The sequence below is a fragment of the Streptomyces sp. NPDC007205 genome, from assembly GCF_040634095.1.
Classification (GTDB): Bacteria; Actinomycetota; Actinomycetes; order Streptomycetales; family Streptomycetaceae; genus Streptomyces.
In genome coordinates this window covers 147182-169356 of record NZ_JBEYEW010000011.1, presented here as the reverse complement: position 1 = coordinate 169356, position 22175 = coordinate 147182, and the positions used below count along the sequence as shown (strand labels likewise).

Genomic DNA, 22175 nt, shown 5'->3' with positions numbered 1-22175 from the left:
CCAGAACTAGTACGCGTTCTAGTTCCGTTCAGCAGTCTGCTGACGCGATGTCCATCACCGCAAGGGTCTTGCAGTGGATTGAGGGCGTCGCGCCTCTTGCCACTTGTAGAACCCGTTACTACGTTCACGGCAGTTCGCTGATGGACCGTCAGGACTTATCGACGGGAGCCGCCGATGCACTGCCCCGCGCTGCCCGACGGGTTCGACTTCACCGATCCCGATCTGCTGCACCACCGTGTGCCCCTGCCCGAGTTCGCCGAGCTGCGCCGCGCCGAGCCGGTCCGCTGGATCCCGCAGCCGCACGGCATCGCGGGGTTCGCCGACGCCGGCTACTGGGCCGTCACCCGGCACGCCGATGTCAGGTACGTCTCCACGCACCCCGAACTCTTCTCCTCCACCGTCAACACCGCGATCATCCGCTTCAACGAGCACATCCAGCGGGACGCGATCGACGCCCAGCGGCTGATCCTGCTCAACATGGATCCTCCGGAACATACGCGGGTACGGCAGATAGTGCAGCGCGGCTTCACGCCACGTTCCATCCGCGCCCTGGAGCAGCGGCTCCGCGCGCGGGCGGAGGCGATCGTCGCGGGAGCCCGCGCCCGCTCCGGCCCTTTCGACTTCGTTACCGAGGTCGCCTGTGAGCTGCCCCTGCAGGCCATCGCCGAGCTGATCGGCGTACCCCAGGAGGACCGGTCCAAGATCTTCGACTGGTCCAACAAGATGATCGCCTACGACGATCCCGAGTACGCCATCACCGAGGAGGTGGGCGCGCAGTCGGCCGCCGAGATCATCGCCTACGCGATGAACATGGCCGCCGAGCGGAAGCAGTGCCCGGCCCGGGACATCGTCACGACCCTTGTCGCGGCGGAGGACGAGGGCAACCTCAACTCCGACGAGTTCGGCTTCTTCGTGCTGATGCTGGCGGTGGCCGGCAACGAGACGACCCGGAACGCCATCACGCACGGGATGCACGGCTTCCTCACCCACCCCGACCAGTGGGACCTCTTCAAGCGCGACCGTCCGGCCACCACGGCCGAGGAGATCGTGCGCTGGGCGACCCCGGTCAACGCCTTCCAGCGGACGGCCACCCAGGACACGGAACTGGGCGGGGCCCGGATCAGGGAGGGTGATCGCGTCGGGCTCTTCTACGCATCGGCCAACCACGACCCCGAGGTCTTCACCGACCCCGACGCCTTCGACATCAGCCGTGATCCCAATCCCCACCTGGGCTTCGGCGGTGGCGGGCCGCACTACTGCCTGGGCAAGTCCCTGGCCGTCCTCGAAATCGATCTGATCTTCAACGCGATAGCCGACGCGATGCCCGGTCTGCGGCTGGCCGAAGCGCCCCGCCGGCTGCGCTCGGCCTGGATCAACGGCGTCAAGGAACTCCTGGTCACCACCGGCTGACCAAGGGCTCATTCCCGGCCGGACGCCACCACCGCCAGCACGCCCGACGCCACCGCCGCGATCAGCAGCGGAATGCCCAGGCCGTGATGGAGGACCAGCCATGCGCCCAGGCAGGCGCCGGCCAGCATGGCGATCACCGAGGCCGTGCGGCGCGGTGAGCGGTGCCCGGTCTTGTCACCGAGCCGGGACTCGGACGCCAGGCCGGTCAGGGTCATGGTCAGGACCGTGGTGGTCAGGTCGGCGACGCCCAGCTTGCGGACGGTCGCGTTGCGCAGGCCCATCGCGAACGCCGTCAGGGCGATCAGGGCGTAACGGGTGCCGGTGGTGTCCGGCCAGGCGAAGGCCACCGCCGCCGAGGCGCCGACCAGGGCCGCTTCCGAGGCCAGCGTCAGGCGGGTCCACCGGCGCCGGGAACCGGCTGCGGCGCGGGCCGCCACCCGGCCGCCCGTCACCGCGCCGAGCAGGAAACAGGCCAGCGAGGTCGCCGTGTGCGGGACGGAGAAGCCGGGCGCGCCGGCTGCCGCGAAGCCCAGCACGACCACGTTTCCGGTCATGTTGGCGGTGAAGACCCGGCCCAGGCCCAGATAGCTGACGGCGTCGATCAGACCGCTCACCACGGTCAGGGCCAGCAGTACGACGACCAGCCGCAGCCCGCGCACCTCGGGGTCGTACGTCTGCGCTGCCGGTGCTTCCTCCGCTGCGCTCACCGCTCCAGTTGACCACGCCGGGCGGATGAGGGAACGCCGAAGGCGGCGGCCCGGGATCGGGCCGCCGCCTTCAGGGGCTTTGGGTGTCGGCTCAGTACCAGCCGTTGGCCTGCCAGAAGCTCCAGGCCTTGGCCGGGCTGCCGTAGCGGGAGTTCATGTAGTCCAGGCCCCACTTGATCTGGGTGGCCGGGTTGGTCTTCCAGTCGGCACCGGCCGAGGACATCTTCGACGCCGGCAGGGCCTGGACCAGGCCGTACGCGCCGGAGGAGCTGTTGGTGGCGGTCGGGTTCCAACCGCTCTCCCGCTCTACGATCTTGCTGAACGCGTTGAACTGCCCGGCGTCCGGGATCATCTTGTGCGCGATCGCCTGAGCGGAGGAGGCCGAGGCGGGCGCGGCCTGGGCGGGCGCCGCGGACAGCGCCATACCGGCGGTGGCGGCGGCCACGGCGGCGGCGGTGAGGACCTTCTTCGGGGAAGCGATGCGGCGGATGAAGGAGACGGACACGGAGAACCTCTTGCGTCGGGGACAGTGGATCGCCCGCATGGGATGGACCACGCGCTGTGGCCGCATGCGTCGGCGCCGCGGCCCTGAGGGCTCGTGGCGCCTGGCGACGTCGTCCAGACAAGCAGGCCCGAAGTCGGTCCGCAATGACCCCTTTTACTAGTTGTGGCCGGATCGCCGGGAATCGTCGCCTCTGTGGCGTGGCTCTCAATGTGCAGGTCAGCGGGGGTGCCGGAAGGGATGTATCAGACATTTAGGGCTACGGCCCCGGATCGTAGGTGACCTGCGTCATGTGGGGTGCTTCACCGTCTCGCACACCGTGCGGATACGGCGGCTCACCCATCGCGCTCGTCGAATGTGACCGCGGTCTCGAAGGCGGCCCGCCGGGTGGCCCGGCGCAGCGCGCGCAGCACGGCCGGCCCGAGAGCGAGGGTCAGCGCCACCGTGCAGACGGCCCGGCCCAGGTCCCAGCCGAGCGAGGTGGCCAGGCAGTAGGCGAGGAAACGGGCCAGGTTGGCAGGGACGGAGGCATGTGCGTCGAAGGAGATGTCCGAGGCGGAGGCGCCCATGAACGGCCAGCCCGCCAGATTCATCACCGTGCCGTAGGCGAAGGCGGCGAGGAAGCCGTAACCGGCCAGCAGCAGCAGTTCGCCGCGCCCCCGCAGCCGCACCGGCCCCGGCAGCAGCCCCGCGCCCATCGTGAACCAGCCCATCGACAGCATCTGGAACGGCAGCCACGGCCCGACCCCGCCCGTGAGCAGGGCGGACGCGAACATCGTCACCGAGCCCAGCGTGAAGCCGAAGCCGGGCCCCAGCACCCGCCCGCTGAGTACCATCAGGAAGAACATCGGCTCGATCCCGGCCGTACCCGCGCCGATCGGCCGCAGCGCGGCCCCCGTCGCCGCCAGCACGCCCAGCATGGCCACGGCCTTCGGCCCGAGATCCGACTCGGAGATCGTCGCCGCCACGACCGCGACCAGCAGCACCAGCAGGCCCGCGAAGAGCCAGGGCGCGTCCTGCGCGTGGGCGCTCAGCTGCGAGGTGGGCGGGGCGAGGAAGGGCCAGCAGAAGGCGACCACGCCGACCGCGCTGACCAGCGCCAGCGCGGCGAGCGAGCGGGGGCCGAGCCGGACGGCGTGCAGCCGTGTGGCTGTCGGCCGAGTGGCACTCGGCCGTACGGCGCCCGGCCGTGCGGCGCTCATCCGAGGGCCTCCCGTACCTGGGCCACGGTGAGCCACTGCTGCGGGGCGAGGATCTTCGTCACCTGCGGCGCGAAGGACGGCGAGGAGACGACGATCTGCGCCGTCGGCCCGTCCGCGATCACCTCTCCCTCGGCGAGCAGCACCACCCGGTGCGCGATCTCGGCCGCCAGCTCCACGTCATGCGTGGCCAGCACGATCGCGTGCCCCTCGGCGGCGAGTCCGCGCAGCACGGTCACCAGGCGGCCCTTGGCCGCGTAGTCCAGCCCGCGCGTCGGCTCGTCGAGCAGCAGCAGGGGCGGCCGGGCGGTCAGTACGACGGCGAGGGCGAGCGCGAGGCACTGGCCCTCGGACAGGTCGCGGGGGTGTGTGTCGTCCGTGATCCCCGGCAGCAGCTCGGACACCAGGGTTCGGCAGGTGCCGGGCTCGGCCCCCGCGTCCCGGTCGGCCGCCGCGCACTCGTCGGCGACCGTGTCGGCGTAGAGGAGGTCCCGTGGCTCCTGCGGGACGAGGCCGACGCGGCGGACGAGGTCGCGGGGGGTGGTGCGGTGGGGGATGGCTCCGCCGACGGTGACGGCGCCGGACGTGGGGATGACCAGTCCGACGAGGGAGCTGAGCAGGGTGGACTTTCCGGCGCCGTTACGGCCCATGAGGGCGATGGTCTCGCCGGGGGTGACGGTCAGGTCGACGTGCCGGAGGGCGTCCATGCGGTCGCGGCGGACGGAGAGGGAGCGCACTTCGGCGATGTGGGGTTGCCGGGGTTCCGGTGCGGGCGTGGGGCGGCGACGGAAGAGGCGCCGGCGGATGGAGCCGGCCGGGGGTCGGTCCGCTTGCCGGCGCCGGCCGGATACCTCCCCCACTCCCGGCTTCGCCCGAGCGGGGGAACCCCCATCGCCCGCCCGCGCCGCCCCAGCGGCACGACTGCCCGTGGCTGCGACGGTTGGGGCCAGGAGTTCTCGCAGGTCGGCGGCCCTGCGGCGGGCGTCTCGTACCGTCAGGGGGAGGGGGGACCAGCCCGCCAGGCGGCCCAGGTCGACCACCGGAGGGAACACGGGGGACACGGCCATCACCTCTGCCGGGGTGCCGACGACCGGAGGTTCGCCGGGGCCCGGCAGGAGCACGACCCGGTCGGCGTACTGGATCACGCGTTCCAGGCGGTGCTCGGCCATCAGGACCGTCGTGCCCAGGTCGTGCACCAGGCGCTGGAGCACCGCGAGGACCTCCTCCGCCGCGGCCGGGTCCAGTGCCGAGGTCGGCTCGTCCAGGACCAGTACCTGCGGGTGCGGGGTGAGGACCGAGCCGATCGCGACCCGCTGCCGCTGTCCGCCGGAGAGGGTGGCGATGGGGCGGTCGCGCAGTCCGGCGAGGCCCAGCAGATCGAGGGTCTCCTCCACCCGGCGCCGCATCACGCCCGGGGGGAGCCCCAACGACTCCATGCCGTAGGCGAGTTCGTCCTCCACGGTGTCGGTCACGAAGTGGGCGAGCGGATCCTGCCCCACCGTGCCGACCACGTCGGCGAGTTCGCGCGGCTTGTGGGTGCGGGTGTCCCGGCCGGTCACCGTGACGCGGCCGCGCAGGGTGCCGCCGGTGAAGTGCGGCACCAGACCGCTCACCGCGCCGAGCACGGTCGACTTGCCCACCCCGGACGGGCCGACGAGCAGCACCAGTTCGCCTTCCGGCACCTCGAAGTCGACGCGCCGGACCGTGGGTTCGGCCGCACCGTCGTACGTCACGCTGACATCCTCGAAGCGGATCACGACGGCTCCTTGGGGGCCATGGGGGCTTTGGGGGCCTGGGGTACGACGAAGGCGGGGAGGAGGGCGAGGAGGACCGCCGCGGCGGGCCACAGGGGCAGGGTGGGGGCGATCAGGGGGACGACACCGGGGTGCAGGGACTCCGGGTCGCGGGCCGAGGCGAGCGTGAGCAGCGCGGCCACGGCGACACCGGAGCCGGCGACCAGCCAGGCCCGCGCGTCCCACGGGTCCGGCCGGTACCGGGTGCGCAGCGAACGCCGGCCGCCGAGCCGCAGACCCGCGAGCGCGGCGGCGACACCCGCGAGCAGCAGCGGGATGCCGTATGCGCCGCCCTCCGCGGTGAGCAGCCCGTACGTCCCGGCGCACACGCCGAGCAGGCCGCCGAGGGTGAGTACGGCCGTCGTACGGCGGACGCGGGCGGGGACCTCGACAGTGCGGCCGTAGCCGCGGGCCTCCATCGCGGCGGCGAGCGCGACCGAGCGTTCCAACGCGCCCTCCAGCACCGGCAGTCCGACCTGCAGCAGACCGCGCAGGCCCCGGTCCGGGCGGCCGCGCAGGCGGCGGGCGGCGCGCAGGCGCTGGACGTCGGCGATGAGGTGCGGGGCGAAGGTGAGGGCGACGACCACGGCGACGCCGGTCTCGTACAGCGCGCCGGGCAGGGATTTCAGCAGCCGGGTGGGACTGGCGAGCGCGTTCGCCGCGCCGACGCAGATCAGGAGGGTGGCCAGCTTCAGCCCGTCGTAGGCGGCGAAGACGAGCGCCTCGGCGGTGACCTTGCCGCCCAGACGGATGCCCTGTGCCCAGTGCGGGAGCGGGACTTCGGGGAGGGTGAGCAGGGTGTGGGTGCCGGGGATCGGGGAGCCGAGCGCCACCGCGAAGAGGAGGCGGATGAGGAGGACGGCGAGGGCGAGCCTGGCGAAGGCCGTGTAGGCGTGGGAGGTGGGGGTGGGCGTGCGGTGTGCTGCCACGACGTAGGCGGAGGCGGATATCAGGAGGGCGAGGAGGAGGGGGTTGGTGGTGCGGGTGGCGGCGGTACCGAGGCTCAACGACCAGAGCCACCAGGCACCGGGGTGCAGTTGTGCTCGGCGCCTTCCCCGGCCGGGGGAGCTCCCCGAACGGGCGCGGGGCTGTATCCGGTCGGCGGCTGCCGCCGCGTGGACGCGCTCAGCCCCCACCGGGCCGCAGTCAGACGGAGTCATCGCGTCGCCGTCGGGACTGCCACACCGCCGCGCCCGCGAGCAGGGCGACGACACCCGCGCCGATCGGCAGCCCCAGCGAGGGGCCGCTTTCCGAACCGCCGCTCTTTTCCCCTGGCTTCTGGCCGGCGGCCACTTGCTCCCCGCACCCCCTCTTCGGATACCCCGCGATCGCACACAACAGCGCGTTGGTGTCGTACCGGAGCGGCTTGGCCACCGCGGCCAGCGCGTCCGCCGTCGTCGCGTCGGCAGACACCCGCGCGCACGCCGTGCGACGCGCCGGCGGTGTCTCGCCGGACGGCGCGTCCGCGGCGGTGCCGAAGTCGAGGACCAGAGCCACCCGCTTCGTACCGGACGTGGCGGGCGTCCCCGCACAGATCGTGCCGAAGTCCGCCGCGCCGCGGGGCCGGCTCGCGTCCGCCGAGTCCGCGCTCACCGCGAACCGGAAGCCCTCCACGGCGCCGTCGTCGGGACGGACGGCCGACGGGCCCTGCGTGGCGTACGCCCAGTGTCCGCCCGTCCGCTCCCAGAAGGACCAGTAGCGGTAGCCGGCGGCGTGCGCCTGCCCGGTCCCGGCCAACAGGACGAGCGCGGCGCCCAGCAGGCTCGCGGCACGGCGGACCGCGGTCACGGCCGCTTCTTCTTCCGGCCGCTGAGCAGGAAACCGACGCCGATGCCCGCGATGAGGCAGACGCCGACGACCCACCAGACACCGAGGCCCGAGCCGCCGTCGGACTTCGTCTTCTCCTTCTGCTCGGTCGCCATCTGCGGGGCGGGGCCCAGTGCGTTGAGGGACCGGACCAGGCTCGTGCCGCCGAAGTCACCCGGCTGTGCGCCCACCGCGTGCGCGGCGAGGATCAGTTGGGCGTACGCCGCCGGACCGCTCTGCGCCGCCCACTGGGAGGCGTTCTTCTCCAGCCAGGCGTACGACGCCTTCGCCTGCTCGGTGCGCCCGTCCGCGGCGAGCGCGACGACCGTGTCCGCCGTGTTGCCGAAGTCCGGCTGGTCCTTGGCGCCGGGCAGCACGGACTGCAGGTGCCCGGTCCTGGCGACGGCCGCCGCCAGGTACGCGCCGGCGTTGTCCGCCACCCGCGCGGGGGTGGGGTGGTCGGTCCGGGTGCAGGCGGCGTGCGCGGGTGCCTTGCCGGCCTGCGCGACGAATCCCTTGCCGAGCGCGCCGAGCACCCCGGCCGCCGTCGCGTCGGCGTTGGCAGCCAGCTTGCCCTTCTTGTCCGGCTGGAAGGCGAGGGCACCGCCGCCGTCCTGGTCGCAGCGGAGGGACATGGCGGCCAGCAGGTCGTAGGGCGACTTGCCGGACTTGCGTACGTTCGCCGGGTCCGTGCCGACCGCGGTCAGCGCGCCGATGACGACGGAGGTGGAGTTGGCGTCGCTGGCCCCGGCCGGAAGGTAGCCCCAGCCGCCGTCCTTGTTCTGCACCGACTTCAGCCAGGTCACCGCCTTGCCGACGGTGTCGTCGTGGCCGCCGGCCGCCTTCAGGGCCTGGACGGCGGCGGCCGTGCTGTTGGTGTCCACCATGACCTTGCTGTCGCAGGCCTTGGCGGGGGTGGCGCGGAAGGCGGCGAAGGCGCCGCTCGCACACTGCTGGCCCGCGAGCCAGTCCACGGCCTGCGTGGCCGGACGGTAGCCGAGGGTCCGTTGGGCGATCAGCGTCAGCGACTGGCGCCACACGCCGTCGTAGGTCGGGTCGGACGTGCCGTACAGCCCCGAGGGGATCGCGACCTTCGGAGACGGGGACGGGCCGGCGGCCGTGGCGGGTGCGGCGGCGGCCAGCACGCCTACGGCGGCGAGAGCCGCGGCACTGCGGCGGACGTTCATGGTCGGCGACTGCCTCTCCCTGCGGGGAGCCGGGCAGCGCGCGGGTGGGCCCCGGGCGGCTCGGCTCCGTAAACCTCGACGGTGCCGTGCGCGACGGGCGGCCGACGCACACAAGCCGGTCAACGTGCCGTACGGGGCATTCCGGCTCACCATGCTCGGGATGGTTGACGGTTGCGGGTCAGCGCCGGAATTGCACCGGCTTCCCCCCGTACGGGTGTGATGACGACGCCGCCACTTTACCGGCAGCCCCGCGCGAGCTGAGGGGTGGCTGTGGGCACACGGTGGCGGTGACCAGGGTCACGGCCATGACGGAGCCGGGGAGGCCGCCGGGGTGACGCGGTCCCCGAGGGCGCCGCGATGGCGTACGTACGACAGCACGGCTGTCCGCCACCGCGGGTGCGGCCCACCGGTTCCCGCACCTGCCTGACGCTGGAACGACGGTGACCCGGCCGGGGCGTTACCGCCGCACACCCGCACCCCCAAGGCGCCCGCCGCGCACCGGCACTCCCAAGGCGCCCGCCGCGCACCGGCACCCTCAAGGCGCCCGCCGCGCACCGGCACCCTCAAGGCGCCCGTCGCGCACCCGCACCCTCAAGGCGCCCGTCGCGCACCGGCACTCCCAAGGCGCCCGTCGCGCACCGGCACTCCCAAGGCGCCCGTCGCGCACCGGCACTCCCAAGGCGCCCGTCGCGCACCCGCACCCTCAAGGCGCCCCCTCCCCACCCGCACTCCCAAGGCGCCCGCTGCCCACCCGCTACGCCGCATCCAACGCCCGCTCGCACTCCAGGGCATCCGCGCCCTCGACGACCCAGTACTCCCGCGGAGCCCGCCGGCAGGCGCCGTCGGCGAACCGGATCGCCGCCGCCCGCTGCCGCGTGGGTGTCACATCCGCCACCGCCCCGCACGCGAGCGCCAGTGCCGCACCCACCAGGTCCACCCCCGTCGCCCGCTCCACGAGCCAGGGGATCAGGTCACCGGGCAGATGCGGCGAGACACCGGTGACCCTCGGTCCCCGCTCGGTCAGTCGCAGGCCCACGTGCGTGACGGCGTGCCTGAGGCCGAGCGCCCGCACCGTGCGTTCCACGGTCCGCCGCACGAACCGGTTGTGCAGCAGGGCGTCATGAGCGTGGACGGAATGCCCCAGCGACGTCGTACGGGTCAGCGCGGCGATGCGGACCTCGTCGTCGAGGACGACGGCCTCGGCGGACACCAGCGGCTCCTGCGTGTCCTCCGGCCCCGCGGGCACCAACCGGTTCCGGAGCAGCAGCGCCCGTAACGCGGGCGGATCGGCGCAGACGGCGGCCGTCTCGTACGGCAGGCCCGGCAGGCCGAGCCGTCCGGTGATCCGCGCGGCCAGAGCCAGATGCGCCCTGCTCCAGGTCAGCACGCCGGCGACCGGGTGCCGGGCGGCGTACCGCGCCACCGTCTCGGCGGTCTCCGTCTCGTGCGCCGGGTCGGCCGCGAGATGGCCGGACAGGAACGGCCGTGCCCAGCCGGGCGCCGAGGTGTCGGCCAGCACCACCGGGCGTACGGCGGCGATCCGCGCCAGTGGGTATCCGCCGTGTGCGGGCCGTCCGGCCCCGAGCAGAAGGACGGGCTGCGGCATCGGCGCACCACCTTCGCAGGAGGAGCGGGACAGAGAAACACCCCGGATGCCGCTCCCCCATAGACGGCACCCGGGGCGGGTCTGAAGGGACCCGGGCGGGTCGAATCTTGCTCTCTGTGTCGTGATCCTCACCCGTCGCACCCTCAACTGTCAACGATTCCTGCCATCTTCGGCAGGAAGTCTTGTCCCGTCTGGTCCGCGAACGAGTGACCGGGTAGCCTCGCCGTCAGCCCAGCCGCCGAACGGACGACACGCCCAGGGGGGACCTCGGTGAGTGACGCCTACGCCTCGCTGGCCGCTGTCCTGGACCGGCTCGGCGAGTTGACCGGCCGGCCCGGCCGGCTGCCGGAAGTCCTCGACGTGGCCGACCTGTCCCATCGCACGGGCATCCCCGTGAGCGTCGTCGTCGAACTGCTCGCCGGCGGGCGGGCACCGGAGACCTCTCTGGCCGGACGGGTGCGCCAGCGGCTGGACTTCATCCGCGAGACCCGTCGCCGGCCCGACGGCAAGCGGTATTCGCTGGACGAGCTGGCGAGGATCGCCGGGACCAGCCGGCAGTGGCTGAGCGAATGGCGCAAGAGCGGGATGCCGGGCCTGCAGCACACCGACCGGCTGCGCCGCTTCTTCGGCCTGCCCGCCGGCTTCTTCACCGCCGACGAACCGGAGGCGCTGCAGGAGGCGTTGCGGCCGGTGCTGCAGAGTCTGGAGGCCGAGGCGGACCCGCTGGTGCGGCTGCGCGAGAGCGGCCTCATCCGACTCGCCGCCCGTGCCCCGCAGATGAACGCCCGACAGCTCGCCACGCTCGCCGACCTCGCCGAAATGATCATCACCGCAGAGCGCGGACTCAGCTGAGCCCGACCGGCCCCCGCGGGCCCTCAGCCGGCCTTCGCTGGACGGGCGGCCCGGCGCCAGCCCCCCGGCGGGGGCCACTCCCAGCTGCAGTCCATGCACCCGTCCAACAGGGACGCCCCACGAGATGCGACCGGATCACACCGCGCGGTACGTCACCGGATTACACGGCCACGTACGCCACCGGTTCGCTCCCCGCCAGCGGCTCCGCGCGGCCCTGCTTCACCAGGCGGCGCAGATGGGACTCGGCCTCGGAGACCGCGATGTTCCGGGAGTCGTAGGGGATCTGGGCCCAGGGGCGGTTCCACTCCATGCGCTCGGCGAGCTGCCAGGGGGTGAGCGGCTCGGCGAGCAGGGTGAGCAGGCCGGCCAGGCGCTCATCGTGGTGGTCGAGCAGCTCCCGTACCCGGCCGGGCGCGTCGGTGAAGGCGTGCTGGTGTGCGGGCAGGACCTCGGCGGGGGCGAGCCGGCCGACCCGCTCCAGGGAGTCGAGGTAGTCGCCGAGGGGGTCGGTCACGGTCGTGTCGTCGGGATCCTCGTACAGACCGATGTGCGGGGTGATCCGCGGAAGCAGGTGGTCGCCGCTGAACAGCCGTCCGTTGCCCGGCAGTTGGCCGGGGTGCTCCTCCTCCAGGTGCAGACAGACGTGGCCGGGAGTGTGGCCCGGGGTCCAGATCGCGCGCAGTCTGCGGCCGGGCAGGTCGAGGAGTTCGCCGGGGACGATCTCCCGGTCCGGCAGGGCGGGGGAGAGGCCGGGCAGGGTCCGAGGGGTGCCGGGGGCACGCAGCGGTGCGAGGTGTTCCTCCGGGGCGCCGGCCGCCGCGAGTTTGGCGCTCATGTAGGTGAACCAGCGCTCGGGCCGGGCCTCCCGGGTGCGCCGTACGACCGCGGTGTCGGCGGCGTGCATCGCCACCCACGCGCCCGATGCCTCGCGCACCCGGCCCGACAGACCATGGTGGTCGGGGTGGTGGTGGGTGATCACCACGCCGTGGATCTCGCCGGCCGAGGTGCCGCAGACGCGCAGCCCCTCCGCCAGCGTGTCCCAGGAGCCCGGGTCGTCCCACCCGGTGTCGACCAGCACCGGGCCGCGGTCGGTGTCCACCACGTACACCAGCGTGTGGCCGAGGGGGTTGTCCGGGATGGGAACCGCCACGGACCGTACGCCTCCGCCGTGCTCGCATGTCCGCACCATCGGCCCTCCACCCCTCCGGCCTCTCCGACCCACGGCCATTGCCCATGGTAACTAGAACTGATATCAGTTCTGAAACAGCGTCAGAAACAGCGCTGCGGCGGGAGGCGGCAGGCCATGACCGAGCTCGTGGAACACGGACAGCTGTTCATCGGCGGGGAGTTGACCGATCCGCTGGGCAAGGACGTCATCGAGGTGATCTCGCCGCACACCGAGGAGGTCATCGGCCGGGTGCCGCACGCCTCGCGGCAGGACGTGGACCGGGCCGTGGCCGTCGCGCGCCGCGCATTCGACGAGGGGCCATGGCCGCGGGCGACGCTCGAAAAGCGGATCGGGGTCGTCACCCGGATCAAGGACGCCATCGCCGCCCGGCACGAGGAGATCGCCCGGGTGATCTCCGCGCAGAACGGCTCCCCGTACTCCTGGAGCGTCCTCGCCCAGGCGCTCGGCGCGATGATGGTGTGGGACGCGGCGATCAGGGTCGCGCGGGACCTCACCTACGAGGAGCGCAGGGACGGCGTCCTCGGCCCGATCCTCGTCCGCCGGGAACCGGTCGGTGTCGTCGCCGCCGTGGTCCCCTGGAACGTCCCGCAGTTCGTCGCCGCCGCCAAGCTCGCCCCCGCGCTGCTGGCCGGCTGCACTGTCGTACTCAAGCCGTCCCCCGAGTCCCCGCTGGACGCCTATCTCCTCGGTGAGATCGCCCGCGAGGCCGGCCTGCCCGAGGGTGTGCTCTCCATCCTCCCCGCCGACCGCGAGGTCAGCGAGTACCTGGCCGGCCACCCCGGCATCGACAAGGTCTCCTTCACCGGCTCGGTCGCGGCCGGCAAGCGGGTGATGGAGGTCGCCGCCCGCAACCTCACCCGGGTCACGCTGGAGCTGGGCGGGAAGTCGGCGGCGGTCGTCCTGCCGGACGCGGACGTCGAGGCGGCGGTGTCGGGGATCGTCCCGGCGGCCTGGATGAACAACGGGCAGGCCTGTGTGGCCCAGACCCGCATCCTCCTCCCGCGTGCCCGTTACGACGAGTTCGCCGACGCCTTCGCGGCGGCCGGGAGCGCGCTGAAGGTCGGCGACCCACTGGACCCGGCGACCCAGGTCGGCCCGCTGGTCGCGCAGCGGCAGCAGCGCCGCAGCCTCGACTACATCCGCATCGGCCAGGAGGAGGGCGCCAAGATCCTCACCGGCGGTGGCCGGCCGGCGGGTCTGGAGCGGGGCTGGTACGTCGAACCGACCCTCTTCGGCGACGTCGACAACGCCATGCGCATCGCCCGCGAGGAGATCTTCGGCCCGGTCATCTGCCTGCTCCCGTACGACGACGAACCCGAGGCCGTGAAGATCGCCAACGACTCCGACTACGGCCTGTCCGGCAGCGTGTGGACGGCGGACGTCGAGCACGGCATCGAGGTCGCCCGGCAGGTCCGCACCGGCACCTACTCGGTCAACACCTTCAGCCTGGACATGCTGGGCCCGTTCGGCGGTTACAAGAACTCCGGTCTGGGCCGGGAGTTCGGCCCCGAGGGCTTCGGCGCCTACCTCGAACACAAGATGATCCACCTGCCGGCGGGGACGTGAGCATGGGCGACCGCTGGCACGTCGAGGTCGACCGGTCGCTGTGCATCGGCTCGGCCCAGTGCCTCCACCACGCCCCGCACGCCTTCCGCCTCGACTCCGCCCGCCAGTCCCACCCGGTGCGGGCGGACACCGACGCCGGCGAACCCGTCCTGGAGGCGGCGGAGGGCTGCCCGGTGGAGGCCATCCTGATCACCCTGCTGGAGAGCGGGGAGCCGGTGTTCCCGCCGGAGGAGTGAGGTGACGTTCCCTCCAGACCAGCTCCAGCTTCGTGAACTCGGCCGTGTATGCACCGTCCGGGAGAGCCGCTCGGAGGTAGTGGAGGTCGGTGGGGCGGAGCAGGGCGAACGCCGGCGCGGAGAGCGCGGCGAGGATGCGAGCCGCGTTCTTGGCCAGCCAGTCGTCCAGGCCGAGGTCGGCGGCAAGGCGGAGGAGGTCGACCACGGCTGACGGGTGGCGGGCGGCGGTCTCCCTGAGGTCGAGCCGCGTGAGGAGACCGTCGAGAAGGTGCACGGCCGCCGCGCCCCGTGGCACGGGGAACTGCCCCTCCCAAGTACCGCTGCTCCTGCCGAACCTGGTCAGCCGGAGCAGGAGGTTGAGGTACTCCTCGTCGTCGTCTTCGGCGGCGGTCGCGGACGCGTAGACCCTCATCTGGAGGGTGTTGAGCGCCTCGGCCAGCTGAGGACCGCCCCTGCCGAGGACGGCGTGCACGAAGTCCAGGAGCGACCGCTGGCCCGCCGCGGTGAGGAACATGCCGCTGTCCAGGACACCGGAGAGTTGACGGGCCACGGCAAGGAGTGATCGGTCCGGCAGGTCCTGTGCGTCTTGCCCCAGCTGACGGACCACGGCTTCCAGATAGGGCTCTGCCCCATGCTGCGGCAGGTGCCCGAGATGGCGCAGGCACCTGGCGTACAGGTCGGGCAGTACGGCTGGGTCGTACCAGTCCCGGCTGAGCAGGGCCATGAGCGAGTGCGCCGCCGACCGGGCGAAACCGTCTTCGTCCAGCTCGTACGACCGGAGTGTGCTGGGCAACTGGTGCAGGAGCGGGTGCGCGGCGTGCAACAGGAGCTCGGCGTCGCGGTCGCCGACGAACATCACTCGCCTCACCGTGTCCGAGATGTCGGACGGGGCGCCCTCCTCCGGCAGCATGTGCCGAGAGCCGGACGGCACGTCGGGGACGCCGAGTTGCCAGCTGAGTTCGTGCTGGACGAGCGGCACCCGGCGGGTACCGATCCGCAGGTCCGGCTCGCCCTCCCGCCCGCAGCGCTCCAGGTGCAGCGTGGAGGACAGCAGGTCCCAGGACTCCGCCGACAGCTGGGACTGCCAGAGCATCGCTCGCCGCCGCCACCCGTCGACCAGATCGGCGGACTCCAGCAGCGCCGACGCGTACACCTCGCCCGCCGCCAGAACCGCGATCAGCAGCAGGTTCGCCTCGTACACCGCTTTCCGGTACGTCATGGTCGCCGCTGTCGGTGCGTGGCCCGGGTCGGTGCGGTACGGAGGGTCCCACTGCGCCGCCCTGAACAGGCCGGCCAGCAGCGTGGGGAGCCGGTCGCGGTGTCCGTCCGCCGGCCAGCCTGCCAACATGTCGCGCAGGTTCTGCACCAGTTGGGCCCGGTCGGTGAGCGGGGTGAAGGACAGCAGCGCGTACAGCTCACCGTCGTCCACGGCTTCGGACTCCGCAAGCTTTCGCAGCGCCCGGTCGATGAGCCGGGCCGCCAGGTGCTCGCCGAAGGTCGCGTGCAGGAACTCGTAGCTGCGCAGGTGCTGGTCGCTCACCACGGCCTGCGCCTCGTGCACGAAGAAGAAGCGGCCGAACAGCGGCTCGGCGCCATGCGGCTCCTGGCCGGACGCCTCCGGGGCCAGCGTGCGCAGATCACCGTCCGCCTGCTCGCCGGTGATGGCCTGGGTCCCGCGGTGGAGCATGCCGAGGGCGATCACGGACAGGCGGTGCAGCTCGCGTTCGATCGCGGCGTCCTGCTCGGCCACCGGAAGCGGGCCGTCCTTGACGACCTGGCGGCGGACGAACCGCGTGAGCAGCCGCTCGTACAACTGGGCACGGTTGATGCTCTCGTAGCGTAGTCGGTGCAGGTCGCCGGTGACCGTGTCGTACAGGGCGAGCATCATCAGCAGCAGCGGTTGGGCCGCGAGTTCCGCGTGCTGGAGGACGGGGCCGAGGGCCAGCGGGTGCAGGCCGTGCTCTGCGAAATAGGGGGCGTTCGTGGTGTTCCAGATGGCCAGCCAGTGCTCGATCTCCGCCTCACCGAACGGCTCCAGTCGCAGTACTGGACTGTGGGTGGGGAGCTGCGCGCGGTCCGCGACCACGGTTCGGCTCGTCACGATCACGATCAGCGGGCGGCCCTGCGACGCCTCGCGCTTCTGGAACTGCTCGATCTGCCGTAGATAGCGCCACTGCCGGGCGGAATCGAGGAGTTGGGCGCCCGCCTGGAGCAGTTCGTCGAAACCGTCGAGCAGGAGGACCGGGATGGCTCCGGGCACGGACTCGGACCAGTCCGGCCAGCTGACCGCCCGTCCCGTCTCCTGTTCCAGTGCGTGCTCCAGCTGGGCCTGGAGGGCAGCCTCCGCAGGGGTGCGCCGCAGCTCCACCCGCAGTGGGCGGTACTCGGCGGCCGGCAGCCGGGCGGCGAGCAGCTTGGTGAGCAGGGACTTTCCGGCACCAGGATGCCCGAGCACCACGAGGGGCGCGCCCAGCGCGGGGAGGGTGATGAGGTAGGCGGCGAGGAAGCGCTCGATGTCGTCCTGAACGCGCTGCTCCTCCCACCACTTGTCCGAGGCGACCTTGTCCGTCGACCCCTCTGCGAGATCCGGCCCGGCCAGCCGGAAGCGGGGGTTGACGTAACCGTCCGCCAGACTCGGCAGCCGGGGGCCGCGCGAGCCGAGTTCGGCGATCGGGTCGTTCAGGCGGGAGCGGGTCGAGCCGGCATCGTTCGCCTGTCCCGCGAACCGGGCGAGCATCGCTCCCAGTTTGGCCAGCCCGGTTCCGTCGCCGTCCTCCGTGCCCTTCTCGATGCCGGCGCGGAGGCCGACCGCCAGCGCGAACTCCGGGCAGGCCGCGGCAAGCGGGCGGGCCAGCTGAACATAGTGATCGGTGAGCTCCCGCGCGGGTGCCGGCCCCCAGGTGCGCGGCAGCACCAACATTTCAGCCGGTATGCCGCGCCGAGTCCGCATCTGGGTCCGGGCCGCCCCGTTCACCAGATCCTCGGCCAGTCGCGCCCCGTCCTGGCTCAGCTTGTCCGTCCCGGACCGCACCAGCGCCGTAGCCACCAACACCATCCGGGCAGCTTGGAAGAGCGCGCAGCGCGGTACGCCGTGCGCGGCACGCACCCGCTCGGGGAAGCCGTCCAGCAGGACATCGATGATCCGCGGCGAGCCCCTGCCCTCCAGACCTGGGGCCGACAGCGCCTCGGCAGCGCCCCTCAGCCCCGGCCGGCCGCCGGCTAACAGGCGGACCGCTTCGTCGAACCGCATGTTCATGCAGCCGCTCACGTCAAGCGCCGTTGAGGATACGGGAGTTGGCGCCGAGCTCCCGGTGTTCGGGCGACGGACGTGCCCCCGCGCACTCTCGACCGCCTCCTCCACCTCCCCGTACCGCCCCCGCCACCACTCCACATCCAGCCGCAACCCCCCGGGCAAAGGGCCCCGGCCATGCCGTTCCGCGCACAGGAGCACGATCTCCCGTACCGCTTCCCACTCCGGGGCCTTGCGCCGATTCCCGTTCAGCAGTGCCGAAACCGAACCGGCACCGAGGCCGAGCCTCGCGGCGACGTCCACCTGCGGTACCCGGCACGCGCGCACCAGACGCCCGAGCCTCGCACAGAACTCCCCGGCCGGACCCGGCGCTGCTGCTGCCAACTCCCCGCTCCTTCGGTGCCGTTCAGCAAACGTCTCCAAAGCGTACGGCCTGACCTGCGCCTTTCGCCGGGACTTCGGCGGGATTCGGAGTTCGGCCAGGTCGGCGTTCCCGGGCGCCATCGTCATCGCACCAGGCCTTGGCCGTTCGTCCGGGAAGGAACACCATGAACGCCCAGCTCCCCCTCCTCCTCGCCACCCTCGTCTTCCTCGCCGTCTACGTCGGCGTCGTACTCCCCGCCGTATGGTCCCGTCGGCCGGCCCGCCGTACCGCCGCGCTCACGGTGCTCGGCCGGCTCCTGGACGCCCTGCGGCAGCGGAGGCGGCGGTGATCACGGATGGGTGCCGGGTTCCGTCAGGTCGATCAGGCGGCACACCGTCTCGATGTCGATCTTCACCTGGGCGATGGAGGCGCGGCCCGAGAGCCAGGTGATCAGGGCCGAGTGCCAGGTGTGCTCGATGACGCGGACGGCGGAGAGTTGCTCGGGCGTGGGGTGGTCGAGCCCCATCGCGTCGAGGATGATCGCCGTCGTCTGGCGGGAGACCTGGTCGACCTCGGGGCTGACACTGCGGTCGGCGAAGGTCAGCGCGCGGACCATCGCGTCGGCCAGGTGCGGTTCGCGCTGCAGCGCGCGGAAGGCCCGCATCAGGGTCTCCGCCACCCGCTCGGCGGCCGTGTCACCCGTCGGCGGTTTCTTGCGCAGCGTGCCGTGCATGTGCTCCAGCTGGTCCTGCATGGTGGCGACCAGCAGGTGCACCTTGGACGGGAAGTAGCGGTAGAGGGTGCCCAGGGCGACCTGGGAGGACTCCGCCACCTCGCGCATCTGTACGGCGTCGAAACCGCCCCGGCTGGCCAGCTGGGCGCTCGCGTGCAGGATCCGGCGGCGGCGGGCCTCCTGGCGCTCGGTGAGCGACGACGAGGGCCGGACCGTACTGGCTTCCCCCCTGGGTTCCGCAGGCATGTCCGCAGGCATGGGTCCCGTTCCGTGACAGTCGGTGAAGGCGTCTGTGGGGCACGTGATCAGACAGCATGGCAGGGCGACGCGCCGTGGCGTGAATCACCTGATCCACTGCTCACTGTGCCCCTACCTGCCGGTAGATTCAGAGCCTCTTGAACGATCAAGTCTGAAACTTGTTCTAGATTAGCGTCCCGTCGTAGTCTCGCGGGACAGTGCAGGCAGAAGGGGGCACGGAGTGACCGCTGAGGCCCGGGATGCGGGTGCCCAGGAGGAGCCCGCAGCCGACGGCGAGCGACCGCTCGACATCGCGCTCCTCACCTATAAGGGGAACCCGTTCTGCGGCGGCCAGGGCGTCTACGTCCGGCATCTCTCGCGCGAGCTGGCCCGGCTCGGCCACCGCGTCGAGGTCATCGGCTCCCAGCCGTACCCCGTCCTCGACGAGGGGTGTCCCGGACTCACCCTGACCGAACTGCCCAGCCTCGACCTCTACCGCCAGCCCGACCCCTTCCGCACCCCCGGGCGCGACGAGTACCGGGACTGGATCGACGCCCTGGAAGTCGCGACGATGTGGACCGGTGGCTTCCCGGAACCGCTGACCTTCTCGCTGCGCGCCCGCCGCCATCTGCGCGCCCGGCGCGGCGCGTTCGACGTCGTCCACGACAACCAGACCCTCGGCTACGGCCTGCTCGGCGACATCGGCGCGCCCCTGGTCACCACGATCCACCACCCCATCACCGTCGACCGGCAGCTGGAGCTGGACGCGGCCGACAGCTGGCAGCGCCGCTACTCGGTGCGCCGCTGGTACGCCTTCACCCGTATGCAGAAGCGCGTCGCGCGCCGGCTGCCCTCGGTCCTCACCGTCTCCGGCAGCTCCCGGCAGGAGATCGTGGACCACCTCGGCGTACGCGACGACCGCGTCCACGTCGTCCACATCGGCGCCGACACCGATCTGTTCGCGCCGAATCCGGCCGTACCCGAGGTGCCGGGCCGGATCGTCACCACCTCCAGCGCCGATGTCCCGCTCAAGGGGCTGGTGTTCCTGGTGGAGGCGCTGGCCAAGGTGCGCACCGAGCACCCGGCCGCCCATCTCGTCGTCGTCGGCAAGCGCCCCGAGGAGGGGCCGGTCGCGGCGGCCGTCGAGCGGTACGGCCTCGAAGGCGCCGTCGAGTTCGTCAAGGGCATCTCCGACGCCGAACTGGTCGACCTGATCCGCTCGGCCGAGGTCGCCTGTGTGCCCTCGCTGTACGAGGGCTTCTCGCTGCCCGCCGCCGAGGCCATGGCCACCGGCACCCCGCTGGTCGCCACGACCGGCGGCGCGATTCCCGAGGTCGCCGGACGCGACGGCGAGACCTGCCTGGCCGTACCGCCGGGCGACGCGGGGGCGCTGGCCGCCGGACTCGGCCGGCTGCTGGGGGACCGTGAGCTGCGGGTACGGCTCGGCCGTGCGGGCCGTGAGCGGGTGCTGCGGCACTTCACCTGGGCCCGCGCCGCGGAAGGAACCGTGGCCCACTACCGCGAGGCCATCGCCCGCTCCGCGGGACCGATACCCGGCCGCTCCACGGGACCGATACCCGGCCGCTCCACGGCACCGATACCCGGCCGCTCCACGGCCGCACCGAGTGTTGCTTCCGTGACCTCGACGAAGGTCGCGCCCGTGACCTCGACGAGTGACACCGGCGTCTACCCCGAAAGCAGGGCCACGTGCTGACCGTCGACTTCTCCCGGTTCCCGCTCGCCCCCGGCGACCGAGTCCTGGACCTCGGCTGCGGGGCCGGCCGGCATGCCTTCGAGTGCTACCGGCGCGGCGCCCAGGTCGTGGCCCTCGACCAGAACGGCGAGGAGATCCGCGAGGTCGCCAAGTGGTTCGCGGCGATGAAGGAGGCCGGGGAAGCACCGGAGGGTGCCACCGCCACGGCCATGGAGGGCGACGCGCTGGCCCTGCCCTTCCCGGACGAGTCCTTCGACGTCGTCATCATCTCCGAGGTGATGGAGCACATCCCCGACGACAAGGGGGTGCTCGCCGAGATGGTCCGCGTGCTCAGGCCGGGCGGCCGTATCGCCGTCACCGTGCCGCGCTACGGCCCCGAGAAGGTCTGCTGGGCGCTGTCCGACGCCTACCACGAGGTCGAGGGCGGCCACATCCGCATCTACAAGGCCGACGAACTGGTCGCGAAGATCCGCGAGGCCGGCCTGAAGCCGTACGGCAGCCATCACGCGCACGCCCTGCACTCGCCGTACTGGTGGCTGAAGTGCGCGTTCGGCGTCGACAACGACAAGGCGCTGCCGGTGCGGGCGTACCACAAGCTGCTGGTCTGGGACATCATGAAGAAGCCGCTCGCCACGCGGGTCGCCGAGCAGGCGCTGAACCCGCTGATCGGCAAGAGCTTCGTGGTCTACGCGACCAAGCCGCACCTGCCGCGTCTGTCCGAGACCTCCGAGGTGTCCGAGGTGGCCGCCAAGTGACCACTCCCCGGACAGAACACCTCGTCCTGCCCGGGGTCCTCACCGCCGGGCAGGCCGCCGCGACCGTCGCCGGCATCCTCGCCGTACAGCGGGAGGACGGCGCGATCCCGTGGTTCCGCGGGCACCACCTGGACCCGTGGGACCACACCGAGGCCGCGATGGCCCTGGACGCGGCCGGCGAACACGAGGCCGCCGAGCGGGCGTACAGCTGGCTGGCCCGGCACCAGAACGAGGACGGCTCCTGGTACGCCGCCTACGCCGACGGCGCCCACGACGACGTCACCGACCGCGCCCGCGAGTCCAACTTCGTCGCCTACGTGGCCGTAGGCGTCTGGCACCACTACCTGTCCACCGGCGACGACACCTTCCTGGACCGCATGTGGCCGACCGTCTACGCGGCCATGGAGTGGGTGCTCGGACTCCAGCAGCCCGGCGGCCAGATCGGCTGGCGCCGCGAGGACGACGGCACGCCCACCGCGGACGCCCTGCTCACCGGCAGCTCCTCGATCCACCACGCGCTGCGCTGCGCGCTCGCCATCGCCGAGCAGCGTGAAGAGCCGCAGCCGGACTGGGAGTTGGCGGTGGGAGCACTCCGTCACGCGATCCGCCGCCACCCGGAGCGCTTCCTGGACAAGGAGCGCTACTCGATGGACTGGTACTACCCGGTCCTCGGCGGCGCGCTGACCGGTGAGGAGGCCAAGGCCCGCATCGAGGAGTCCTGGGACCGGTTCGTCGTGCCCGGCGCCGGAGTGCGCTGCGTGGTGCCCAACCCCTGGGTCACCGGCGGCGAGTCCAGCGAACTCGCCCTGGCCCTGTGGGCGATGGGGGAGTCGGACCGCGCCCTGGCGATCCTGCAGTCCATCCAGCATCTGCGCGACCCCGGGAGCGGCCTGTACTGGACGGGCTACGTCTTCGAGGACGACGCGGTCTGGCCGCAGGAGCTCACCACCTGGACGGCCGGTTCCCTCCTCCTCGCCGTCGCCGCGCTCGGCGGCCACGAGGCGACGTGTGCGGTCTTCGGCGGCGAACACCTGCCGACCGGCCTGGACCCCGACTGCTGCGGATAGCC

General features: G+C 72.4%; 19 protein-coding genes and 1 riboswitch. Of the genes, 8 read left to right on the top strand and 11 right to left on the bottom strand.

Features of this window, described 5'->3' with window-relative positions:
• Positions 1 to 174 precede the first annotated feature (174 nt).
• Positions 175 to 1410 carry a cytochrome P450 gene (locus tag ABZ624_RS20465; protein WP_360090514.1) on the top strand — a complete coding sequence of 412 codons (1236 nt, stop codon included), beginning with the start codon at positions 175 to 177 and terminating at the stop codon, positions 1408 to 1410.
• An 8-nt stretch (positions 1411 to 1418) separates the two neighbouring features.
• Here ABZ624_RS20465 and ABZ624_RS20460 read toward each other — a convergent pair whose 3' ends face one another.
• The 8 genes from ABZ624_RS20460 to ABZ624_RS20425 form a co-directional block, all read right to left on the bottom strand.
• Positions 1419 to 2117 carry a YoaK family protein gene (locus ABZ624_RS20460; protein ID WP_360090511.1) on the bottom strand — a complete coding sequence of 233 codons (699 nt, stop codon included), beginning with the start codon at positions 2115 to 2117 and terminating at the stop codon, positions 1419 to 1421.
• Between the two features lie 91 nt (positions 2118 to 2208).
• Positions 2209 to 2622 carry a transglycosylase SLT domain-containing protein gene (locus tag ABZ624_RS20455; RefSeq protein WP_360090508.1) on the bottom strand — a complete coding sequence of 138 codons (414 nt, stop codon included), beginning with the start codon at positions 2620 to 2622 and terminating at the stop codon, positions 2209 to 2211.
• Positions 2623 to 2954: 332 nt separating this feature from the next.
• Positions 2955 to 3821: an ECF transporter S component gene (locus ABZ624_RS20450; RefSeq protein ID WP_360090505.1), complete on the bottom strand. Its 867-nt coding sequence runs from the start codon at positions 3819 to 3821 to the stop codon at positions 2955 to 2957.
• Positions 3818 to 5575 (bottom strand): ATP-binding cassette domain-containing protein, encoded by a 1758-nt coding sequence (locus tag ABZ624_RS20445; protein WP_360090502.1) that lies wholly within the window; start codon positions 5573 to 5575, stop codon positions 3818 to 3820. The genes ABZ624_RS20450 and ABZ624_RS20445 overlap by 4 nt, the downstream gene beginning before the upstream one ends.
• Positions 5572 to 6771, bottom strand: a complete 1200-nt coding sequence (locus ABZ624_RS20440) for an energy-coupling factor transporter transmembrane component T (protein ID WP_360090499.1) — start codon at positions 6769 to 6771, stop codon at positions 5572 to 5574. Before ABZ624_RS20440 ends, ABZ624_RS20445 begins: the two co-directional genes overlap by 4 nt.
• Complete coding sequence (locus ABZ624_RS20435; protein ID WP_360090496.1) at positions 6758 to 7399, bottom strand: SCO2322 family protein; 642 nt, start codon at positions 7397 to 7399, stop codon at positions 6758 to 6760. The genes ABZ624_RS20440 and ABZ624_RS20435 overlap by 14 nt, the downstream gene beginning before the upstream one ends.
• Positions 7396 to 8604 (bottom strand): prenyltransferase/squalene oxidase repeat-containing protein, encoded by a 1209-nt coding sequence (locus ABZ624_RS20430; protein ID WP_360090493.1) that lies wholly within the window; start codon positions 8602 to 8604, stop codon positions 7396 to 7398. Before ABZ624_RS20430 ends, ABZ624_RS20435 begins: the two co-directional genes overlap by 4 nt.
• A gap of 134 nt (positions 8605 to 8738) precedes the next feature.
• Positions 8739 to 8810, bottom strand: a riboswitch (cobalamin riboswitch).
• 548 nt (positions 8811 to 9358) lie between these two features.
• On the bottom strand, positions 9359 to 10210 hold the full coding sequence (locus tag ABZ624_RS20425) for a hypothetical protein (protein ID WP_360090490.1): 852 nt from the start codon (positions 10208 to 10210) through the stop codon (positions 9359 to 9361).
• Between the two features lie 270 nt (positions 10211 to 10480).
• On the opposite strand from ABZ624_RS20425, the gene ABZ624_RS20420 reads away from it, so the two are divergent.
• The gene (locus ABZ624_RS20420; protein WP_360090488.1) at positions 10481 to 11062 is read left to right on the top strand and encodes an XRE family transcriptional regulator; all 582 of its coding nucleotides are present in this window, start codon (positions 10481 to 10483) and stop codon (positions 11060 to 11062) included.
• A 160-nt stretch (positions 11063 to 11222) separates the two neighbouring features.
• On the opposite strand, the gene ABZ624_RS20415 is transcribed toward ABZ624_RS20420, so the two are convergent.
• Positions 11223 to 12251, bottom strand: coding sequence for an MBL fold metallo-hydrolase (locus ABZ624_RS20415; RefSeq protein ID WP_360090485.1), 1029 nt, complete (start codon positions 12249 to 12251; stop codon positions 11223 to 11225).
• Positions 12252 to 12365: 114 nt separating this feature from the next.
• On the opposite strand from ABZ624_RS20415, the gene ABZ624_RS20410 reads away from it, so the two are divergent.
• Together ABZ624_RS20410 and ABZ624_RS20405 are read left to right on the top strand one after the other, a co-directional pair.
• A complete protein-coding gene (locus ABZ624_RS20410; RefSeq protein ID WP_360090482.1) occupies positions 12366 to 13817 on the top strand; it encodes an aldehyde dehydrogenase in 1452 nt (483 codons plus the stop codon).
• Between the two features lie 2 nt (positions 13818 to 13819).
• On the top strand, positions 13820 to 14053 hold the full coding sequence (locus tag ABZ624_RS20405; RefSeq protein WP_360090479.1) for a ferredoxin: 234 nt from the start codon (positions 13820 to 13822) through the stop codon (positions 14051 to 14053).
• Here the strand turns inward: ABZ624_RS20405 and ABZ624_RS20400 are convergent.
• On the bottom strand, positions 14007 to 17309 hold the full coding sequence (locus ABZ624_RS20400) for a hypothetical protein (protein ID WP_360090476.1): 3303 nt from the start codon (positions 17307 to 17309) through the stop codon (positions 14007 to 14009). The two genes, ABZ624_RS20405 and ABZ624_RS20400, sit on opposite strands and share 47 nt — an antisense overlap.
• A 542-nt stretch (positions 17310 to 17851) precedes the next feature.
• Between ABZ624_RS20400 and ABZ624_RS20395 the strand changes: the two genes are divergently transcribed.
• A complete protein-coding gene (locus ABZ624_RS20395; protein ID WP_360090473.1) occupies positions 17852 to 18016 on the top strand; it encodes a hypothetical protein in 165 nt (54 codons plus the stop codon).
• Here the strand turns inward: ABZ624_RS20395 and ABZ624_RS20390 are convergent, their stop codons facing one another.
• Positions 18017 to 18646, bottom strand: coding sequence for a TetR family transcriptional regulator (locus tag ABZ624_RS20390; RefSeq protein ID WP_360090470.1), 630 nt, complete (start codon positions 18644 to 18646; stop codon positions 18017 to 18019).
• A gap of 232 nt (positions 18647 to 18878) precedes the next feature.
• Between ABZ624_RS20390 and ABZ624_RS20385 the strand changes: the two genes are divergently transcribed.
• Genes ABZ624_RS20385 through ABZ624_RS20375 form a run of 3 tightly spaced genes read left to right on the top strand, consistent with a single transcriptional unit; the run spans position 18879 to position 22173 of the window.
• Positions 18879 to 20351, top strand: a complete 1473-nt coding sequence (locus tag ABZ624_RS20385; RefSeq protein WP_360090467.1) for a glycosyltransferase family 4 protein — start codon at positions 18879 to 18881, stop codon at positions 20349 to 20351.
• Positions 20345 to 21106, top strand: a complete 762-nt coding sequence (locus ABZ624_RS20380) for a class I SAM-dependent methyltransferase (RefSeq protein ID WP_360090464.1) — start codon at positions 20345 to 20347, stop codon at positions 21104 to 21106. Before ABZ624_RS20385 ends, ABZ624_RS20380 begins: the two co-directional genes overlap by 7 nt.
• A complete protein-coding gene (locus ABZ624_RS20375) occupies positions 21103 to 22173 on the top strand; it encodes a prenyltransferase/squalene oxidase repeat-containing protein (RefSeq protein ID WP_360090461.1) in 1071 nt (356 codons plus the stop codon). The genes ABZ624_RS20380 and ABZ624_RS20375 overlap by 4 nt, the downstream gene beginning before the upstream one ends.
• Positions 22174 to 22175 lie beyond the last annotated feature (2 nt).